The sequence below is a fragment of the Actinacidiphila sp. bgisy145 genome (assembly GCF_057708125.1).
The window spans coordinates 132,711-150,142 of record NZ_JBYIRL010000017.1 but is presented as its reverse complement, the minus strand read 5'-3'; the positions used below and the strand labels follow the sequence as shown (position 1 = coordinate 150,142).

The 17,432-nt window shown below is 73.7% G+C and carries 13 protein-coding genes; 4 read left to right on the top strand and 9 right to left on the bottom strand.

What is annotated here, in order from left to right:
- Nucleotide 1 precedes the first annotated feature (1 nt).
- The 7 genes from AC3ERT_RS17625 to AC3ERT_RS17595 form a co-directional block, all read right to left on the bottom strand.
- Nucleotides 2–1,468 (bottom strand): sulfatase family protein, encoded by a 1,467-nt coding sequence (locus AC3ERT_RS17625; protein WP_335972503.1) that lies wholly within the window; start codon nt 1,466–1,468, stop codon nt 2–4.
- On the bottom strand, nt 1,465–2,457 hold the full coding sequence (locus AC3ERT_RS17620) for an aliphatic sulfonate ABC transporter substrate-binding protein (protein WP_335972501.1): 993 nt from the start codon (nt 2,455–2,457) through the stop codon (nt 1,465–1,467). The genes AC3ERT_RS17625 and AC3ERT_RS17620 overlap by 4 nt, the downstream gene beginning before the upstream one ends.
- A 93-nt stretch (nt 2,458–2,550) precedes the next feature.
- Nucleotides 2,551–3,363, bottom strand: a complete 813-nt coding sequence (locus AC3ERT_RS17615) for an ABC transporter ATP-binding protein (protein WP_335972499.1) — start codon at nt 3,361–3,363, stop codon at nt 2,551–2,553.
- Nucleotides 3,360–4,205 carry an ABC transporter permease gene (locus AC3ERT_RS17610; RefSeq protein ID WP_435127375.1) on the bottom strand — a complete coding sequence of 282 codons (846 nt, stop codon included), beginning with the start codon at nt 4,203–4,205 and terminating at the stop codon, nt 3,360–3,362. Before AC3ERT_RS17610 ends, AC3ERT_RS17615 begins: the two co-directional genes overlap by 4 nt.
- Before the next feature lie 35 nt (nt 4,206–4,240).
- Nucleotides 4,241–5,500: an ROK family protein gene (locus AC3ERT_RS17605; RefSeq protein WP_435175276.1), complete on the bottom strand. Its 1,260-nt coding sequence runs from the start codon at nt 5,498–5,500 to the stop codon at nt 4,241–4,243.
- A 217-nt stretch (nt 5,501–5,717) separates the two neighbouring features.
- Nucleotides 5,718–6,749, bottom strand: coding sequence for a formylglycine-generating enzyme family protein (locus AC3ERT_RS17600; RefSeq protein ID WP_435175274.1), 1,032 nt, complete (start codon nt 6,747–6,749; stop codon nt 5,718–5,720).
- Between the two features lie 145 nt (nt 6,750–6,894).
- Complete coding sequence (locus tag AC3ERT_RS17595) at nt 6,895–7,848, bottom strand: aldo/keto reductase (protein WP_335973052.1); 954 nt, start codon at nt 7,846–7,848, stop codon at nt 6,895–6,897.
- A gap of 311 nt (nt 7,849–8,159) precedes the next feature.
- Between AC3ERT_RS17595 and AC3ERT_RS17590 the strand changes: the two genes are divergently transcribed.
- Complete coding sequence (locus AC3ERT_RS17590) at nt 8,160–9,689, top strand: Ig-like domain repeat protein (protein WP_435175272.1); 1,530 nt, start codon at nt 8,160–8,162, stop codon at nt 9,687–9,689.
- A 99-nt stretch (nt 9,690–9,788) separates the two neighbouring features.
- A complete protein-coding gene (locus AC3ERT_RS17585; RefSeq protein ID WP_435175270.1) occupies nt 9,789–11,168 on the top strand; it encodes an alpha/beta hydrolase-fold protein in 1,380 nt (459 codons plus the stop codon).
- A 45-nt stretch (nt 11,169–11,213) separates the two neighbouring features.
- On the opposite strand, the gene AC3ERT_RS17580 is transcribed toward AC3ERT_RS17585, so the two are convergent.
- Complete coding sequence (locus AC3ERT_RS17580; protein WP_435175268.1) at nt 11,214–12,422, bottom strand: ROK family transcriptional regulator; 1,209 nt, start codon at nt 12,420–12,422, stop codon at nt 11,214–11,216.
- A gap of 220 nt (nt 12,423–12,642) precedes the next feature.
- Between AC3ERT_RS17580 and AC3ERT_RS17575 the strand changes: the two genes are divergently transcribed.
- Both AC3ERT_RS17575 and AC3ERT_RS17570 read left to right on the top strand, forming a co-directional pair.
- Nucleotides 12,643–13,890 (top strand): PP2C family protein-serine/threonine phosphatase, encoded by a 1,248-nt coding sequence (locus AC3ERT_RS17575; RefSeq protein ID WP_435126921.1) that lies wholly within the window; start codon nt 12,643–12,645, stop codon nt 13,888–13,890.
- Between the two features lie 80 nt (nt 13,891–13,970).
- A complete protein-coding gene (locus AC3ERT_RS17570) occupies nt 13,971–15,944 on the top strand; it encodes a lamin tail domain-containing protein (protein WP_435126923.1) in 1,974 nt (657 codons plus the stop codon).
- A gap of 59 nt (nt 15,945–16,003) precedes the next feature.
- On the opposite strand, the gene AC3ERT_RS17565 is transcribed toward AC3ERT_RS17570, so the two are convergent.
- Nucleotides 16,004–17,338, bottom strand: coding sequence for a PP2C family protein-serine/threonine phosphatase (locus AC3ERT_RS17565; RefSeq protein WP_435126925.1), 1,335 nt, complete (start codon nt 17,336–17,338; stop codon nt 16,004–16,006).
- Nucleotides 17,339–17,432: the final 94 nt, after the last annotated feature.

The window sequence follows — 17,432 nt, the reverse complement described above, 5'->3', positions numbered from 1 at the left end:
GCTACGCGGTGGTCTCCGGTTCGAAGGCGCTCAGGGTCGGGTCGTAGTCGGACGTACCGATGTCGTACATCGGGGTCATCCAGTGGTAGAAGTTGTCGCCGCGCTCGCGCAGCAGACCGTACAGCCGGCGCATCAGGCGGCGCCGGACATCGGCGAGTTCGGGGTGCGGGTAGCGGTTGGCCAGCTCGTACGGGTCGGCCGCCAGGTCGTACAGCTCGTTGACCGACTCGGGGTTGACCACGAGCTTGTAGCGGTCGTCGCGGATCATCCGCTGCGGGTAGGGGAAGTGGTGGCCGTGGAACTCCGCCAGCAACTCCTGCCGCCACGGCGGCGCTTCGCCCCGCACCAGCGGCAGCAGGCTGCGACTGTCCACCGCCGGCGACGGATCGCAGCCCGCCAGCTCCAGGATGGTCGCGGTGCAGTCGGTGAGCGTCGCGAACTCCTGCCGCACCTGCGGAGGCCCGCCCGGCACCCGGACGATCCCCGGGATGCGGTAGATGTCCTCGTACATCGCCGGGCCCTTGTCGTGCAGCCGGTGCGCGCCGGTGAACTCGCCGTGGTCCGCGGTGAACAGCACCGAGGTGTCATCGGCCAGGCCCAACTCCTCGATCCGGGTGAGGATACGGCCGATCTGCTCGTCGATGAGCGTCACATAGCCCCAGTACACCGCGATGAGCTTGCGGGTCACCTCGATGGGCATCGTGTCGAACGTCCAGTGCGCGCTGTAGTTGCGCTGCACCGGCGGCTTGCCCTCGAACGTCTCGGCGATCGAGGGCGGCAGCTCCACCAGCTCCGGGTCGTACCGGTCGAAGTAGGCGTCCGGCAGCAGGTAGGGCAGGTGCGGGCCGAAGAAGTGCGTGGCCTGGAAGAACGGCCGCCCGGTGGCCGCGTAGCGCTCCAGCTGCTCGATGGTCCGGGTGGCGAGGTAGTACTCGAAGGTGGCCTCCACCGGCTGGTGCAGCCGCGCCGCCAGCAGGTTGCCGGGGTTGCCGTTGGGCATGGTGCCGCGCACCAGGTCCGAGATCCGGTACGGCGGCAGGTCGCGCTCGGCGAGGTAGGCCAGGTAGTCCGGGTGGTCGACCGGGTTGTGCCAGCCGGCCAGGTCCGGGCCCTCGAAGCCGTACGACGCGGCGTTGCGCTCGGTGCCGCCGTGCCACTTGCCGACCAGGCCCAGCTGGTAGCCGCGCTCGGCCAGCGCCGCGGGGAAGGTGAAGACGTCCTCGCGCAGGTCCTCCAGGTAGCCCACGTTGCGCTCGTGGTTGGCGAGCAGCCGGTGCCGGAAGGGCGCCTGGCCGGTGAGCAGGCTCGCCCGGGCCGGGGTGCAGATCGCGGTGGGGGTGTAGAAGCGGTCGAAGCGGGTGCCGCCGGCCGCCAGCCGGTCCAGGTGCGGGGTGGCCACGTGCGGGTTGCCGTACGCGCCCAGGGTGTCCACCCGGTGCTGGTCGGTCATCAGGAACAGGATGTTCACTTGCCGGACGCCTTCGTGAACGCGGCACCGTCGTAGTACGACGACGGGTCCGGGGCCTTCTTCAGCTGGCCGGTGCTCACGAAGAAGTCGGCCAGGCCGTTCAGCCACTTGTCCACGGTGCCGTCCTTCGTCTTCGCCACCAGCTGCGCGGTGGTGAGCAGTTCGACGTTGGCCGCGTCCGCGCGGGTCTGCGCCTCGGTGACCTGGAGCATCTTCGCGGACAGCTTGATCGCCTCGTCCTTGTGGGCGGACCGCCAGTCGTTCGCCTCCTGGAGCACCTTGACCACCTTCGCGGTACGGGCGGCATCCGCCTTCGGGCCGGAGACGAAGGCGGTGGGGAAGGCGTGGTCGGGGAAGTCCCGGTCGGCGGCCAGCTCCACCAGCTTCGGCTTGCGCTTCTTGATCGTGTCGATCAGCGGGTAGTAGAAGCCCGCGCCGTCGATCTGCCCGGAGGAGAACGCCGACACGATGGTGGCCGGGTCCATCGCCACCTTCTTGACGTCGGAGATCTTCATCCCGGCCTTCGCCAGCGCCAGATCGAGGATCATCTCGCCGGAGGTGCCCTCGGTCACCGCGACCTTCTTGCCCTTCAGCTGCTCGATCGAGGTGATGCCGGGCTGCGCGATGACCCGGTCGGCGTAGGTGAGCGTGTCGATGGCGATCAGCTTCGCCTTGCCGCTGGCGGGCAGCCACAGCGCGCCCGGGCCGATGTAGCCGTAGTCGAGGTCGCCGGAGCCCAGCGCCTGGATCTGGATCGGGCCGTTGGTGAAGACCTTCACGTCGGCGCTGAGGCCGTGCTTCTTCCACAGGCCCTGGTCGTCGGCTATCGCCAGCAGGCTGGAGCCGTTGAAGTCGCCGATGTAGCCGAAGCGGACCTTGGAGCCGCCACCGGAACCGCCCGAACTGCTGGAGGAGCAGGCGGCAGCGGTGAGTGACAGAGCGGATGCGGACAGTGCGGTGACGAAGCCGCGCCGGCTCAACGGGGCCATGGCGAGGGTCCTTTCGGGAAAGTGGTACGGGAAACGGGGTACGGGGTTACGGGTACGGCGTGCGGTGCGCGGAAAAGGAAGCGGGGGTCCGACTCAGGCGGCCGGGGCGTCCGGTGCGGGATTCGCCGCCGGGGGCGGGTCGGCCGGACCCTGGTGGTACACCGACTGCCAGACCTGGTTGCGCAGCGCGGCGAACTCGGGGGAGAGCCGGATCTCCTCCGTGCGGGGATAGGGCAGGTCCACCTCGACCACCGTGTGCACCCGCCCGGGCTTCGCCGCCATCACCACCACCCGCTGGGCGAGGTAGACGGCCTCCTCCACGTCATGGGTGACGAACATGACGGTGCGCCGCTCCTTGCTCCAGGTCTCCAGCAGCTGGTCCTGGAGCTGCACCCGGGTCAGCGCGTCCAGCGCCCCGAACGGCTCGTCCATCAGCAGCACCTCGGGGTCCACCGCGTACGCCCGGGCGATCGCGCAGCGCTGCTTCATGCCGCCCGACAGCGTCTTCGGCAGCGCGTCCGCGAAGTCCGTCAGCCCGACCAGCTCGATCGCGTGGTCCGCCCGCGCCCGGCGCTCCCGGGCCGGCATCGAGGACAGCTTCAGCCCGAACTCCACGTTGCGGCGCACCGTCAGCCACGGGAAGAGCGCGTACTGCTGGAAGATCACCCCGCGGTCGGGGCCCGGCCCGGTGACCGGCCGGCCGTCCACGGACACCTCGCCCGACGTCGGCTCGACCAGACCGGCGGCCATCCCCAGCAGCGTGCTCTTGCCGCAGCCGGACGGCCCCACCACCGTGACGAACTCCCGCTCGCCGATGTCCAGCGACACCCCGCCCAGCGCGGTGAAGGTGCCGCCCTTGACCGGGTACGTCCTGACGGCGTCCCGGAAGGAGATCTTGGGTGTCATCGTCGCTCCTGCCAACCGGTGAGACGGCGCTCGGCGAGCAGCAGCAGCCGGTCCATGACCAGGCCCAGCACGCCGATGGTGATCAGTCCCACGAAGATCGTGTCGAGGTCGTAGTAGGTCTCGGCGTGCTGCATCCGGAAGCCCAGGCCCTCCTGCGCGGCGATCAGCTCCGCGGCCACCAGGGTCGACCAGGCCGCGCCCAGCCCGATCCGCATGCCGACCAGGATGAACGGCGCCGACGCCGGGATGACCACCTTCAGGAAGATGGTCCGGTCGCGCGCGCCCAGCACCCGGGCGGCGTCGATGAGGGTGCGGTCCACGTCCAGCACGCCCTGGAAGGTCGCCACCACGCTGGACAGGAACGCCGCCAGGAAGATCACGAAGATCTTCGGGGTCTCGCCGATGCCCATGAGCACCACGGCCAGCGGGATCAGCGCCAGCGGCGGCACCGTGCGGAAGAACTGCACATAGGGCTCGAACAGCCCGCGCGCCACCGGGTACCAGCCCATCAGGAAGCCGATGACGACCGCCAGCACGGTGCCGAGCAGGAAGCCGGTCAGCACCCGCCGCAGACTCGCGGCGATGTCGCCCTCCAAGGTGCCGTCGCCCAGCAGCTGCCCGGCCCTGCGGGCGACCGCCACCGGGCCGGGCACGTCGTGCACGCCCCGCGCGGCCAGCAGCGCCCACACGCCCACCCCGACCGCCACCGCGACCACGTTGAGCAGCAGCCGCGGCGCGCCGCGCCGCCAGTCCACCGCCCGGCGCGGCCCGGCCGCGTCCTTCCCCGCCGTCGGCGCCCCCGTGGACAGCGCACTGTCCTGCTCGGTCGTCGCCAGGTCCATCGTCGCCTCGCTCCGTTCGTTGCCGCTCATCGGGCTCATCGGGTACCTCCGTGCGCGCCCGCCGCCCGGGCGACCGGGTGGCCGTGCAGCTGCGGCGAGTCCCGCAGCACCAGCGCGATGCCGCCGAGCGCCGCGCCCACCTCGCCGAGCGCCGCCGGGCGCAGGTCGATCCGGTCCCGGGCCACCGGCAGCAGCCCGGCGGCCAGCGCGTCCTCCACCGGGCCGGTCAACGCCTTTCCGGCGGCGGCGAGTTCACCGCCGACCACGATCACACCCGGGCCGATCGCGTTGCACACCGCGGCCAGCACCGTGCCGATCCGCCGCCCCACCTCGGCGAGCACGCCCACCGCGACTGCCTCGCCGTCGCGTGCGGCCGCCGTCACCTCGGCGATGTCCCCGGCCCGGCCGCCCGCCGCCCGGTACGCCTCCAGCACCGCGCCCACCGACGCCACCGTCTCCAGGCAGCCGGTGCCGCCGCACTCGCACGCCGCCCCGTCCGGCACGACCGTGATGTGGCCGAACTCCCCGGACATCCCGTACGCGCCCCGGTGCGGCGCCCCGCCCACGATCAGCCCGCCCCCGACACCGTGCGACAGCCGCAGGTACAGCACGTCGCCCGCGCCCGCCGCCGCGCCCCACGTCGACTCCGCGAGCGCGGCCAGCCGGGTGTTGTTGTCCACGAAGACCGGTACGTCGAAGCGTCCGCCAATCAGGCGCGCGACGGCGTCCCACCCGTCCCCGGTGGTGCTGGCTCCGGCGGGGACGGCTGGTGCGGCGGGGCCGGCGCCGGACAGGGCGTCGTCCGCCGCCGTGACCGGCGGGCCCACCACCGGGCCGACCACGCCCACGCCGATCGCGCTGAGCGCGTCCAGCCGCAGGGAGTCCCCGGCGAGGCCGCGGATGAGGTGCTCGGCGAGGTCGGCGCGCTCGGCCCAGCTCAGGTCCGGGCCGTGCGGGCGGGTGGCCGAACCGACCACCTCGTGGGCGACGTTGACGGCCGCGACGTGGACGGCGCGGCGGGCGAAGTCGATGCCGATGGCGAGCCCGGCGTCGGGGTTGAGGGCGAGCCGCTCGACCGGCCGGCCGCGCTTGCGGGGGCCGGCCTCGGGCGCGGCGGCCACCACGGCGCCGTTGCCGACCAGCGCGCCGACGATGTCGTACAGCGTGGTGCGGGACAGCCCGCAGCGCGCTCCCAGCTCGCCGCGGCTGAGCGGGCCGTGCGTGCGCAGCAGGTCCAGCACCAGTTGCTCGTGGCCCCGCCGCAACCGGGACAGGAGGCCGTCTTGTTGCTGCATGCCGACAGGATGCGGACCCGGGATTTTTTCGTCAATGCTCCGGAAAAAAGAACCGGACATTGCACAGGGGCGTCGGCGCCGGGCAACGGCCCAGCTCAGCGCCGTATATGACGTGACATCAGGGCTCCTGCGACCGGCCGATCCTTATCGAGCGGGTTACACGGGCTTCACGGGGGTTCACAATCGGGAGCCCGGTCCACCCGTCCGGGAGCCCGGTTCACACGTCGCGGACGCAGCGGAAGCCGAGGTTGCCGGTGGTGCTGTCGGGCGTGTTGGAGGTGCGGGCGGCGACCCGGTAGCGGTTGCAGTACGAGTGGTGGCACAGGTACGAACCCCCGCGCATCACCCGGGCGGTGCCGCGCGGCGGGCCGGCGGGGTTGCTGCGCGCACCGGCCGGATGGTCGGTGGTCCACCAGTCGGCGCACCACTCCCACACGTTGCCCGCCATGTTGTACAGGCCGTACCCGTTGGGCGCGAAGGCGTCCGCGGGCGCGGTGCCGGCGTAGCCGTCCTCGGCGGTGTTCTTCGTGGGGAAGCGGCCCTGCCAGATGTTGCAGCGGTGCGTGCCGCCGGGCGTCAGCTCGTCGCCCCACGGGTAGCGGCGCTGCTCCAGCCCGCCGCGCGCGGCGTACTCCCACTCCGCCTCGGTCGGCAGCCGCCCCCCGGCCCACCGGCAGTACGCGGCCGCGTCCGCCCACGACACGTGGACCACGGGGTGCCCGCCGATGCCGGCAAGGCCGCTGCCCGGCCCGAGCGGCGCCCGCCACCAGGCGCCCGGCACCCCGCACCACCACGGGGTGTGCTGCGGGCGGGCGGCGCCCCGGCGCAGGTGCGCGGGCAGGAAGCCGGCGAAGACGTACGACCAGCCGAACCGTTCCGCCTCGGTGACGTGGCCGGTGGCGGCGACGAACGCCGCGAACTGCTCGTTCGTCACCGCGCAGGCGTCGATCCGGAACGGGCGCAGCGTGACCGGCCGCACCGGGCCCTCCCCGTCGGCGGCGAACCCCTCGGCGTCCTCGGTGCCCATCAGGAAGCGGCCGCCCGGCAGCAGGACGGTGCCGCCGGGGCCGTCGCCGGGTGCGGCTGATGCGGCCGATGCGGCGGGTGCGGCGGGCGGCGCGGACACCGTCGGGCCGAGCGACAGGAGCCCGTCGGGTGCGCCCGCGCGGTGGCCACCCGGCCCGGCGGCCGGCCCCTCGCCGCGTCCGGGCGCACAGCAGGACGGCGGATGCTGCACGGCTTCACTCATGGCGCGCTTCCCCACTTCGATCGCTCGACCGCACATGATAGGCGGAAAAACCCGAGGTCCGGGGCCTGCCGCAGCCGCACGGGCGCGCGAACCAGGCCCGTCGGTCCCCGCCCTCGGGGCGGGACGACGCTCGTGATCGGTACGCCTACGCGAGGACCCGGTCGATCTCGGCGAGCTCGTCCGCGGTGAAGGCCGGGCCGGACGCCGCCCGCACGTTGGCCTCCAACTGCGCCACGGTGCTCGCGCCGACCAGCGCCGAGGTGACCTCCTCGTGCCGCAGCACCCACGCCAGGGCCATCTGCGCCAGCGACTGGCCGCGCCCGGCGGCCAGTTCGTTGAGCGCGCGGACCCGCGCCAGCATCTCCGGCGAGATCCCGTCGGCGGTCAGGAAGGGGCTGCTGCCGGCCGCGCGCGAGTCCTGCGGCACCCCCTTGAGGTAGCGGTCGCTGAGCAGCCCCTGGGCGAGCGGCGAGAAGACGACGCTGCCGGTGCCGGTCTCCCGCAGCACGTCCAGCAGTCCGTCCTCGACCCAGCGGTCGACCATGGAGTAGCGCGGCTGGTGGACCAGCAGCGGGGTGCCCAGCCGGGCGAGGATCTCGGCGGCCTGCCGGGTCAGCGCGGCCGGGTAGTTGGAGACCCCGACGTAGCGGGCCTTGCCCTGCCGCACCGCGCTGTGCAGGGCCCCCATCGTCTCCTCCAGCGGGGTCTGCGGGTCCGGGCGGTGGTGGTAGAAGACGTCCACGTGCTCCAGGCCCATCCGCCCCAGGCTCTGGTCGAGGCTGGCCAGCAGGTACTTGCGGGAGCCCCAGTCGCCGTACGGGCCCGGCCACATGTCGAAGCCCGCCTTGGTGGACACCACCAGCTCGTCGCGGTGCGCGCGGAAGTCCCGGGCCAGCACCCAGCCGAAGGTCGACTCGGCGGCGCCGGGCTCGGGCCCGTAGTTGTTGGCCAGGTCGAAGTGGGTGATGCCCAGGTCGAACGCGCCGCGCAGCAGCGCCCGGGAGGTGGCCCGCGGGGTGCTGGTGCCGAAGTTGTGCCACAGGCCGAGGGACACGGCCGGCAGCCGCAGTCCGCTGCGCCCCAGCCGCCGGTAGGGCATGGCGGAGTAGCGGGTGCCGGAGAAGACGTCGTTCACGGGTGTCCTTGGGCGGTTCGGGGCGGCCGGCGACGAGGCGCGGCCTGCCAGGGCGTTGGAACATGTTTTCTTTGACGCGGGTCGTGACGCCCAATTCAACACGACTCCACACGGTCGCGCAGCCAGGTTGTCGCCAGCCCCGCCGGCGGCCCCGCTCAAGAATATTGACAAGGTCATTACGTAACTCTAGATTCGCTCCACGCCGACAGCGACATGCTTGCCCCGGTTCCTGCCGGGCCGGCGCGATCCGCCCCCGCACGCAAGGAGCGCACGACATGTCCGTCAGACGGCAACGACGCCGCTGGCTCACGGCGGGCACCGCCGCGGCGGCCGCCCTGCTGGTCGCGGCCCCCGCCGCCCAGGCCCGCACCGCCACCGCCCGCCCCGGCCCCGCCGTACCCGCCGACCTCGGCCCCCTGGTCGTCCACACCGGCCAGGGCCCGACCGGATACTCGGTCACCTTCCGCGTCTACGACCCCACGGCCACCAGCGAGCGCATCAAGGGGGAGTGGTCCTTCGCGTCCGCCGCGCAGATCGCCGCCGACCCCGCCAACTCCAGCCCCCGCTACGGCACCGACTGGCAGCCCGGCGACTTCCCGCTGGCCACGCCCAACGCCGGATCGGCCGCCAACTGGCCGGTCGCCCAGATGACCAAGGACGACCGCACCGGCGTCTGGTCGTACACCACCCCGCTGCCCTCCGGCGTCTTCAACTACGCCTTCTACCGCGACTGCACGGCCGCCGCGCCCGCCCTGACCGGCTGCGCCCCGGCCGCCGACCCCGCGGCCGCGCCGTGGAGCACCGCCGGTTCGGCCGAGCCGAGCAGCCAGGTCTACGTGCCCTTCGACCGCCGCTTCCAGCAGGCGGACTACTCCTGGCAGGGCCCGGCCGCCCGCGCCGACCAGGGCACGCTCACCCACCTGACCTACCCCGCGCCCGGGCACACCGGCCCCGACGGCGAGAACTACCTGTCGGTCTACACCCCGCCCGGCTACGACGCCCGCCGCCGGCAGGCGTACCCCACCCTGTACCTGGTGCACGGCGGTGGCGGCAACGAGATGGACTGGTCCACCCAGGGCGACCTGAAGAACATCATGGACCAGCTGATCGCCGGCGGCGAGATCCAGCCCATGGTCGTCGTCATGCCGAACAACCCCACCGACGACGAGATGACCGACGACGTCATCCCGTACGTCCAGCAGCACCTCCATGTGCAGACCACCGCCGCCGGGCGGGCGTTCGCCGGGCTGTCGGGCGGCGCCACCGTCGTCGAGGACCTGCTCTACGGCCGGACCCCGACCTTCGGCTCCTACAGCGTCTGGTCCGCGCCGCGCGGCCTGCCCACCGCGCAGCAGGCCGCCGACCCGCAGCTGAAGCAGCTGCTCGGCCTGCACATCGGCGTCGCCCGGCAGGACCTCGGCGGGCTCGCCCAGGGCAACACCACCGCCGAGCAGCAGCTGCTGGCGGCCAACGGCGTGCCCTTCACCTCCTACAACACCGACGGCGGCCACAACTGGGCCTACTGGCGCCAGGCGCTGCGCGACTCCCTCACCCGGGTCGACTTCCGCGCCACCACCGTCGCGGTCCGCACCCACGGCCGCAGCGCCACCGCCACCGTGACCCCGGCGACCGCCCAGCCCGCGGCCCCGACCGGCACGGTGCGCTTCCTCCTGGACGGCAAGCCGCTCGGCGCGGCCGTGCCCCTGCACGGCGGCACCGCCACCGCGGTCCTCCCGCACGGCGCCACCGGCACCGTCACCGCGGTCTACGGCGGCGACCGCCGCTACAACGGCAGCTCCTCGTAACACCCGCCACCGACCGCCCTCTCCGGGCCGGTGGGCGCCGTACGACCGGCGCCCACCGCGCCCGCCCCTCGCGTCACCCCAGGAAAGGAACGATGCCGCATGCGCGGAAACGGACGGCGGACGGCGGCGCTGCTCGCCTGCCTGGGCGCCTTGGCCGCCTGGCTGGCCACCGGCGCCACCCCGGACGCCTCGGCGACCGGCCCGGCCGCAGCGCACGGCGGGCAGACCGCCACGGCCGCCGGCAGCTCGCTGGCGCCGAAGGTGGTGCACACCGGGACCGGCCCGACCGGCTACCAGGTCACCTTCCACTTCAAGGCGCCCACCGCACACAGCGTGCAGATCAAGGGGGAGTGGTACTTCGCCGACCCCTACCGGCTCTCCGCGCTCGCGGGCACCGCGACCAGCGTCGTGCAGACCCCCGGCACGACCCCCGCGCAGTGGCGGCCCGGTGACATCCCGATCGGCTCGCCCAACTCCTCCGCGGCCAACTGGCCGGTCACCACCATGACCGAGGACCGGCACACCGGCATCTGGTCGTACACCACCCCGCTGCCCTCCGGCGTCTTCAGCTACGGCTTCTACGTGGACTGCGCGAGCAGCAGCCAGACCGGCTGCACCGAGGTCCCCGACCCGGCCAACCCGGCGTGGAACGTGCGGGGCGGGCACACCACCGGCTCACCGGAGTCCGTCAGCCAGGTCTACGTCCCCGCCGACCCGAAGTCCGCCGCCACCGACCTGTCCTGGCAGGGCCCCGCCCGCGTGCACGGCACCCTGCGCGACGTCAGCTACCCCGCGCCCGCCTCGACCGCCCCGGCCGGCCGCAGCTACCTCGCCGTCTACACCCCGCCCGGCTACGACCCGAAGCGCGCGAAGCCCTACCCGACCGTCTACCTCAACAGCGGCGGCAGCAACGAGATGGACTGGAGCACCCAGGGCGCCCTCGGCAACATCCTGGACCACCTGATCAGCACCGGCGAGATCCAGCCGATGGTCGTCGTCATGCCCGACACCCAGGGCTTCGCCGCCGACTCCTACGCCTCCTTCGACGCCGACCTGCTCACCGCCGCGATCCCCTACGTCGAGGCGCACTACCGCGTGTCCACCTCGACCGCGCAGCGGGCCATCGGCGGCCTGGGCTACGGCGCCTCGATCACCAACTCCTTCCTCTTCGACCACCCGGGCCACTTCGGCTCCTACGGCGTCATGAGCCCCGGCATCAACGGCGACTTCACCCTGCCGGACGCGGGGTCGCTCAGCGCGGCGCAGGTCGCGGCGATGAAGGACGCCAACATCATGGTCGGCGGCGGCTGGCAGGACCCCAGCCACTACTACCACGCGAGCGAGGTGGCCACCCTGGCCGCGGTGGGCGTGCCGGTCACCCCCGACTACGTCAACGGCGGCCACTCCTGGTACGCGTGGCGCCTGCTGGTGCGGGACTTCCTGACCAAGGTCGCCTTCTTCCCGCCCGCCGCCGGGTGACCGCTGCCGGCCGGCCCCGGCCCCGGCCCGGGTCCCGGGCCGGGGTCAGCACACGACGCGCAGCGCCGGCCTGAGGAAGGACGGCAGCAGCTCCGAGGCGACCTGGATCGCGCCCCGCACGGTCGCCTCGGAGGACAGCGGGCGCACCGCGAGCCCGGCGGCGTTGGGCCGGTAGGCCAGCGCGCGCAGCTCCTCGGCGAAGCGCTCGAAGAAGCGCGTACCGCCGTCGGTGAAGACGTTCCCGCCGAAGTAGACCACGGCCGGGTTGACGACGTTCACCTGCCAGGACGCCGCCAGCGCCAGCCGGTGCGCGGCCAGGTCGAGCATGCCGAGCACCGCCGCGTCGCCGCACGCCTCCATCCCGGCCAGCGTCGGCGGCGCGGGCCGCCCGGTGATCCGCTCGAACTCGGCCCGCAGGTGCGGCGCGGAGGCCACGCTCTCCACGCAGCCGCGTCGCCCGCACCGGCACAGCGCGTCGACGCCGGGCAGCACGCAGTGCCCGAGTTCCCCGGCGCTGCCGGTCGCGCCGTCGATCAGCCGCCCGCCCACCGTCGCCGCGCTCCCGACGCCGTGGCCGACGTAGACCAGCGCTGCGGAGTCCGCGGCGGCCGGCTCCTGCGCGAGCCGGCCGATGAGCGTGGCGGCCACCACGTTCACCACGGCGACCGGCACACCGAGCATCCCGGCGAGCTCGTCGGCGGCCGGCAGGTCCGACCAGCCCTCCGACCGGACCACCGTCCACCGGCCCCGGGCCCGGTCGATCGAGCCGGGCAGGGTGAGCGCCACCGCGGCCAGCGGCCCCAGGTCCGGGTGCGTGTCGCGCAGCGCGGTGACGCGCTCGGCGAACGACGCGACCAGCTCCCGCCAGTCATCCCGCTCGGGCGCCGCCGGCGCCAGGCTGTGCGCCAGGACATTGCCCGCCATGTCCGCGAGGGTGACCTCCACACGGGCGCTGCGCAGCCGGACGGCCGACACCACCCGCGCCCGGGGCCGGAAGTGCAGCAGGGTGCCGGGCCGCCCGCCGCCGGCGGCGGCCTTGAGCTGCCCCTCCTCCACGACCAGCCCCTCGGCGGCCAGCTGCCGCACCACCGCCATCACCGTCGGCCGGGTCAGGCCGGTCAGCCGCCCCAGCTGCGCGCGGGTGAGCCCGCCGTGGTCGCGCAGCGCCCCGCACACGGCGGCCACGTTGGCCTCCCGGATGTCGGCGGTCGACATGCGCTCGGCGGGTCGCGGCGCCGCGGCGGGAACGTCCATGCCCGAAAGCTTAGGGCGGTCCGGCGCCTGTCCTGCGCCGGTGCGGTGACATCCCGGCGCCAGACCCGCGCAGCGCTCCGCGCCGCCCGGCCGCGCCGCCCGGGTCCCGGGGACGCCGCCTGCCCCCGGGGTGCCCGGCGTGCCGAGCGGCACGCGGACCGCGCCGGGCGCATAGTCGTATCAGCGCAGCAGCCGTACGACCGAAAGGGAACGCAGCACCGTGCCCGCACCACCGCGGATCGACTACCGGGCGGTCTTCGCCGCCCTGGTGAGCCCCAGCCTGCTGCTCGCCCCCGACTTCGTCGTGGCCGACGCCAACGACGCCTACCTGCGGGCCACCGGCCGCACCCGGCAGGAACTCGTCGGCCGCAACATCTTCCAGGTCCACCCCGACAACCCCGACGACCCGCTGGCCGACGGCGTCAGCAACCTGCGCGCCTCACTCGAGCGGGTGCTGCGCTCCAAGCGGTCCGACACCATGGCCGTCCAGCAGTACGACATCCCCGCGCCCGGCCGGCCGGACATCTTCCGCGCCCGCTGGTGGTCCCCGATCAACACCCCCGTGCTCGGGCCCGACGGCGAGGTGGCGTGGATCATCCACCGCGTGGAGGACCTCACCGACTTCGTGCTCCGCCACGCGCAGACCGTGGACCCCGTGGCCGGCCGCGCGGCCACCGAGTCCGCGACGCAGTCCGAGCTGTTCGACCGGGCCCAGGAGCTCCAGCGGTTCAACGACGAACTGCGCGTGGCCCACGACCGCGAGCGCCGCACCGCGCTGACCCTCCAGCGGGCCATGCTGCACTCCCCGGACCTCGCCGGGCACCGCGAGATCGCGCTGCGCTACATGCCGGCCGTCCGCTCGCTGAACGTCTGCGGCGACTGGTACGACGTGGTGGACCTGACCGAGGACACCTTCACCGTGGCCGTCGGCGACGTCGTCGGCCACGGCCTGGAGGCCGCCGCCGTGATGGGCATGCTGCGCAGCGCGCTGTCCGCGGCGGTGCGGGCCATCCCCGAGCCGGGCCGGGCGATGGACGTCCTCGGGGTGTACGCGCGCACCTTCGAAGGCGCCCTGGCCACGACCGCCGCCAAGGCCGTCATCGACACCCGGGCCCGGCGCATCACGTACACCAGCGCGGGCCACCCGCCCCCGGTGCTGTGCCGCCGCGACGGCACCTCGGAGCTGCTGGACCAGGCCACCGACCCGCCGCTGGGCCTGAGCGTCGACGGCATGCCGCGCCCGCAGGCCAGCGTGGGCTACGCCCCCGGCGACACCCTCGTGCTGTACACCGACGGCCTGATCGAGCGCCGCGGCGAGGACATCGACGTCGGCCTGGGGCGCCTGACCGACATCCTCGCCCGCAGCACCGGCCTGGGCCCCGACGACCTGGCGGACGAGCTGCTGGCGGGCCTGGGCGTCGCGGACGGCGGCCCGGACGACATCGCGCTGATCGTGGTGCGGCTGTGACGCGGGCGCGGCCGTCGCACGCCGCAGCGTTCAACCGCCGTACAGACTGACGCAACGTCGACGCGTCACCATTGCTCCCCGTGTCTACTTCACGCTCGCGGGCCGGCGTCGCTTCGGTGTGCGCCACGGCTCTGACGCTTTCAGGACTGCTCGTCACCGGGGTGCTCGCCGCGCAGTCGGCGGCGGCCGCGGACCCGGCCGGCTACCAGAACGTACGGATCAACGAAGTCACCTCGGCGGGCAGCGACACGGTGGAGCTGTACAACGCCGGCGCGGCCGCGGTGAGCATCAGCGGCTGGCAGGTGGCCGACAACACCTTCTCCGCGCAGAAGTTCACCCCGTCGGCGAGCACGATCCCGGCCGGCGGCTTCGTCACCTTCGACTCGCCCAAGGGCCTCGGCGACGCCGACAGCGTGGTGGTCACCACCTCCGGCGGCACCGTCGTCGACCGCGTCGACTGGGCCACCGGCGGGGCGAAGCCCGCGATGGCGCGGTGCGGCGGCGACGGCAGCGGGACCTGGGTGCCCGAGACCTCCGCGGCCACCTTCGGCAGCGCGAACGCGGCGGGCTGCCCGCCGGCGCTGCCGGCGGCGAGCCAGGTGCGCATCAATGAGGTCACCTCCAGCGGCTCGGACACCGTGGAGCTGTACAACGGCGGGACCAGCGCGGTCGCCGTCGGGTCGTGGACCTACGTCGACAGCGACACCGGCCACACCGCCGCGAAGATCTCCGCCTCCTCGCCGAGCGCCACCAGCATTCCCGCCGGGGGCTACGCCACCTTCGACTCCACCCTGGGTCTGGGCGACAACGACTCGGTCTTCCTGCGCGACGCCGGCGGCACCACCGTGGACTCGGTCACCTGGGCGACGGACGGCGCCAAGCCGTCGGACCAGCGCTGCGCCGATGGCACCGGCCTCTTCCAGACGTCCGCCACCGCCACGCCCGGCGCCGCCAACTCCTGCGCGGGCGGCGGCAGCGGGGGCGGCACCGGCGGCGGCCAACTGCTGGGCGGCGGCGGCTCGCTGACCAGCGGCTGCACCCCCGAGGCGCCCTCCGGCACCGGCTCGACCCCGGCGGGCACCCTGGCGTGGCCCGGCGGCCAGGACGTCACGATCGCCGACAACGTGTGCGCGTTCACCACGTCCACCGGGCCCGAGGGGCGGGACGTGAGCGGGCTGGCGTTCGACCCGTCGAACCCCTCCGTGCTGTGGGCGGCGAAGAACAAGAACTGGCTGTACAAGCTGGTCAAGAGCGGCGGCAAGTGGGTTCCCGACCCGTCGTGGAGCGCGACCGGCAAGGAGATCCGCTTCGCCGGCGGCACCGGCGAGCCGGACTCCGAGGGGCTGACCGTCGGCGCGAACGGCCATGTGTATGTCACCTCCGAGCGGGACAACGCGGACAACAGCGTCCCGAAGGACACCGTCATGGAGTTCGACCCCACCGCGACCGGCTCCACCCTCACCCCCGTCCACCAGTGGGACATGACCGCGCAGTTCCCGCAGCTGGACACCGGCAGCAAGGACGACGCCAACCTCGGCTTCGAGGGCGTCGGCTACGTCCCGGACAGCTGGCTGACCGCGAGCGGCTGGGTCGACCCGCGCACCGGCGCCGCCTACGACCCGGCCGACTACCCGCTGCACGGCTCCGGCCTGTTCTTCGCCGGCCTGGAGTGGGACGGCACCCTGCACGTCTACGGCCTGAACTCCGACGGCACCTTCACCACCTTCGGCACGATCGCCACCGGCGAGCCGTCCGTGATGGACGTGACCTACGACGCGGGCACCCAGCGGATCGTCGCGACCTGCGACAACACCTGCGGGGAGACCCACACCTTCCTGAAGGTCGACGCGTCCGGCGCGATCGTCCCCGACGTGGCCTACACCAACCCGACCGTCATGCCCGTCGACAACCTGGAGGGCTTCGCGCTGGCCCCCACCTCCACCTGCACCGCCGGCTCGCGCGAGGCGGTCTGGAGCGACGACGGCATCTACGGCTTCGGCGCCGGCACCTCCTCCTCCGGCCACGCCCTCTACAGCGGCACCTTCCCCTGCTGAACCCGTGAGGCGGCGGGCACCGGCGTCGGCGCACACCGCGCCGAGGCGGGTGCCCGCGCTCAGGCTCCGTCGCCGAGGTGCGACCGCCCGGACCACGCGGCGGCCTGCGGGCCGGACGGCGCGATCGACGGGGGCAGGCCGACCCGCTCCTGGAGAGCCGAGGGGTGGTACGGCGTCGGGCCGTGCCATTCGAGCAGCATGACGGTGGCGTCGTCGCGCAGCAGGCCGTCGTGGTAGTCGAGGTGGTGCCGGACGAGCCGCCGCAGCGTCTCAGGCACCGGCAGGTCGTCGGCGTGGTGGCGGATGAGGAAGTCGGTCAGCCGGTCGAGGCCGAACTCCTGCCCGTCGCGGTTGCGCGCCTCGGTGACGCCGTCGGTGAAGAACAGCAGCCGGTCGCCCGGTTCGAGCTGGTCCTCGCAGATGGTGGTGGGCAGGCCGAGGCCGGTACCCATCGGCCCGGCCGGCGGGCAGGCGAGGGACACGATGGTGCGGCGGCCGCGGATGACCACCGGCGGGTGGTGGCCGCGGCTGGTCCACGCCAGCCGGCCGGTGTCCATGTCCAGGTCGGCCAGGATGCCGGTGGTGAAGCGGTTGCAGTCGAACTGCTCGCTGAGCGTCTGCTCGATCCGGTCCGCGATCTGCCCCAGGTCGGCGCCCTGGCGGCGGTACTTGCGGCACGTGGCGACCGCGAGGTTCGCGGTCAGGCCGGCGGCGGTGTCGTGGCCCATCGCGTCGAAGACCGACAGGTGCACGGTGTCGCCGGACACGGCGTAGTCGAAGGCGTCCCCGCTGATCTCGTAGGCCGGCTCCATGATCGCGCTGATCAGCACCCGGTCGGCGGCGAAGGTCCGCGGCGGCATGAGGCGCCACTCCATCTCCGCGGCGACCTCCATCCGCCGCCGCCGTACCAGCCGTCCGTACCAGTCGCTGGTGCCGCGCTTGCTGACCAGCAGCAGCGAGATCAGGACGGCGAGCCGGCCGACGTCCGTGCCGATCTCCACCGCCGCCCCGGGCCGGCCGACCCTCAGCACGCCCAGGCGTTCGCTGCCGTCCAGCAGCGGCACCCACCACTGGCCCCGCGACGACGCCGAGGCGGGCAGCACCTGGCCGAGCTGGAAGGCGCGGCCGGCCACCGTGCCCTCGATCTGGACGTCCGCCGGTGCGCTTCCGGCCGCCCCGGCGCCGCTGCCGCTGTCCGCGCCGCCGCCGTCCGCGTCACGGCCCGTGAGCAGGTGCAGCTGCTCCTGCTCCAGGTCGCTCACGTAGATCAGCACGTCGGGCCAGCCGGCCCGCGCCGCGTACGCCGCGACCGCGCCGGGAACCTGCTCCAGCGTCATCAGCTGACTGGCCGCGAGCAGCTCACCCAGCGCCCCCGCGCGCGTCCCGGTGCCCATGAGCCGCACCTCTTCCTCCGTGGCGAACCGCCCGGATGGCCCGAATTGCGCATTCTCCCCTCCACGATATCGGTGCCGGAGCAACGGCGCCGGG

What these genes read in the sequence shown, in the direction of transcription:
- AC3ERT_RS17580 (WP_435175268.1), bottom strand. Translation starts at nt 12,422, where the DNA reads ATGGACGTTCCCGCCGCGGCGCCGCGACCCGCCGAGCGCATGTCGACC.
- AC3ERT_RS17595 (WP_335973052.1), bottom strand. Translation starts at nt 7,848, where the DNA reads ATGCCCTACCGGCGGCTGGGGCGCAGCGGACTGCGGCTGCCGGCCGTG.
- AC3ERT_RS17590 (WP_435175272.1), top strand. Translation starts at nt 8,160, where the DNA reads ATGTCCGTCAGACGGCAACGACGCCGCTGGCTCACGGCGGGCACCGCC.
- AC3ERT_RS17610 (WP_435127375.1), bottom strand. Translation starts at nt 4,205, where the DNA reads ATGGACCTGGCGACGACCGAGCAGGACAGTGCGCTGTCCACGGGGGCG.
- AC3ERT_RS17585 (WP_435175270.1), top strand. Translation starts at nt 9,789, where the DNA reads ATGCGCGGAAACGGACGGCGGACGGCGGCGCTGCTCGCCTGCCTGGGC.
- AC3ERT_RS17565 (WP_435126925.1), bottom strand. Translation starts at nt 17,338, where the DNA reads ATGGGCACCGGGACGCGCGCGGGGGCGCTGGGTGAGCTGCTCGCGGCC.
- AC3ERT_RS17615 (WP_335972499.1), bottom strand. Translation starts at nt 3,363, where the DNA reads ATGACACCCAAGATCTCCTTCCGGGACGCCGTCAGGACGTACCCGGTC.
- AC3ERT_RS17600 (WP_435175274.1), bottom strand. Translation starts at nt 6,749, where the DNA reads ATGAGTGAAGCCGTGCAGCATCCGCCGTCCTGCTGTGCGCCCGGACGC.
- AC3ERT_RS17605 (WP_435175276.1), bottom strand. Translation starts at nt 5,500, where the DNA reads ATGCAGCAACAAGACGGCCTCCTGTCCCGGTTGCGGCGGGGCCACGAG.
- AC3ERT_RS17620 (WP_335972501.1), bottom strand. Translation starts at nt 2,457, where the DNA reads ATGGCCCCGTTGAGCCGGCGCGGCTTCGTCACCGCACTGTCCGCATCC.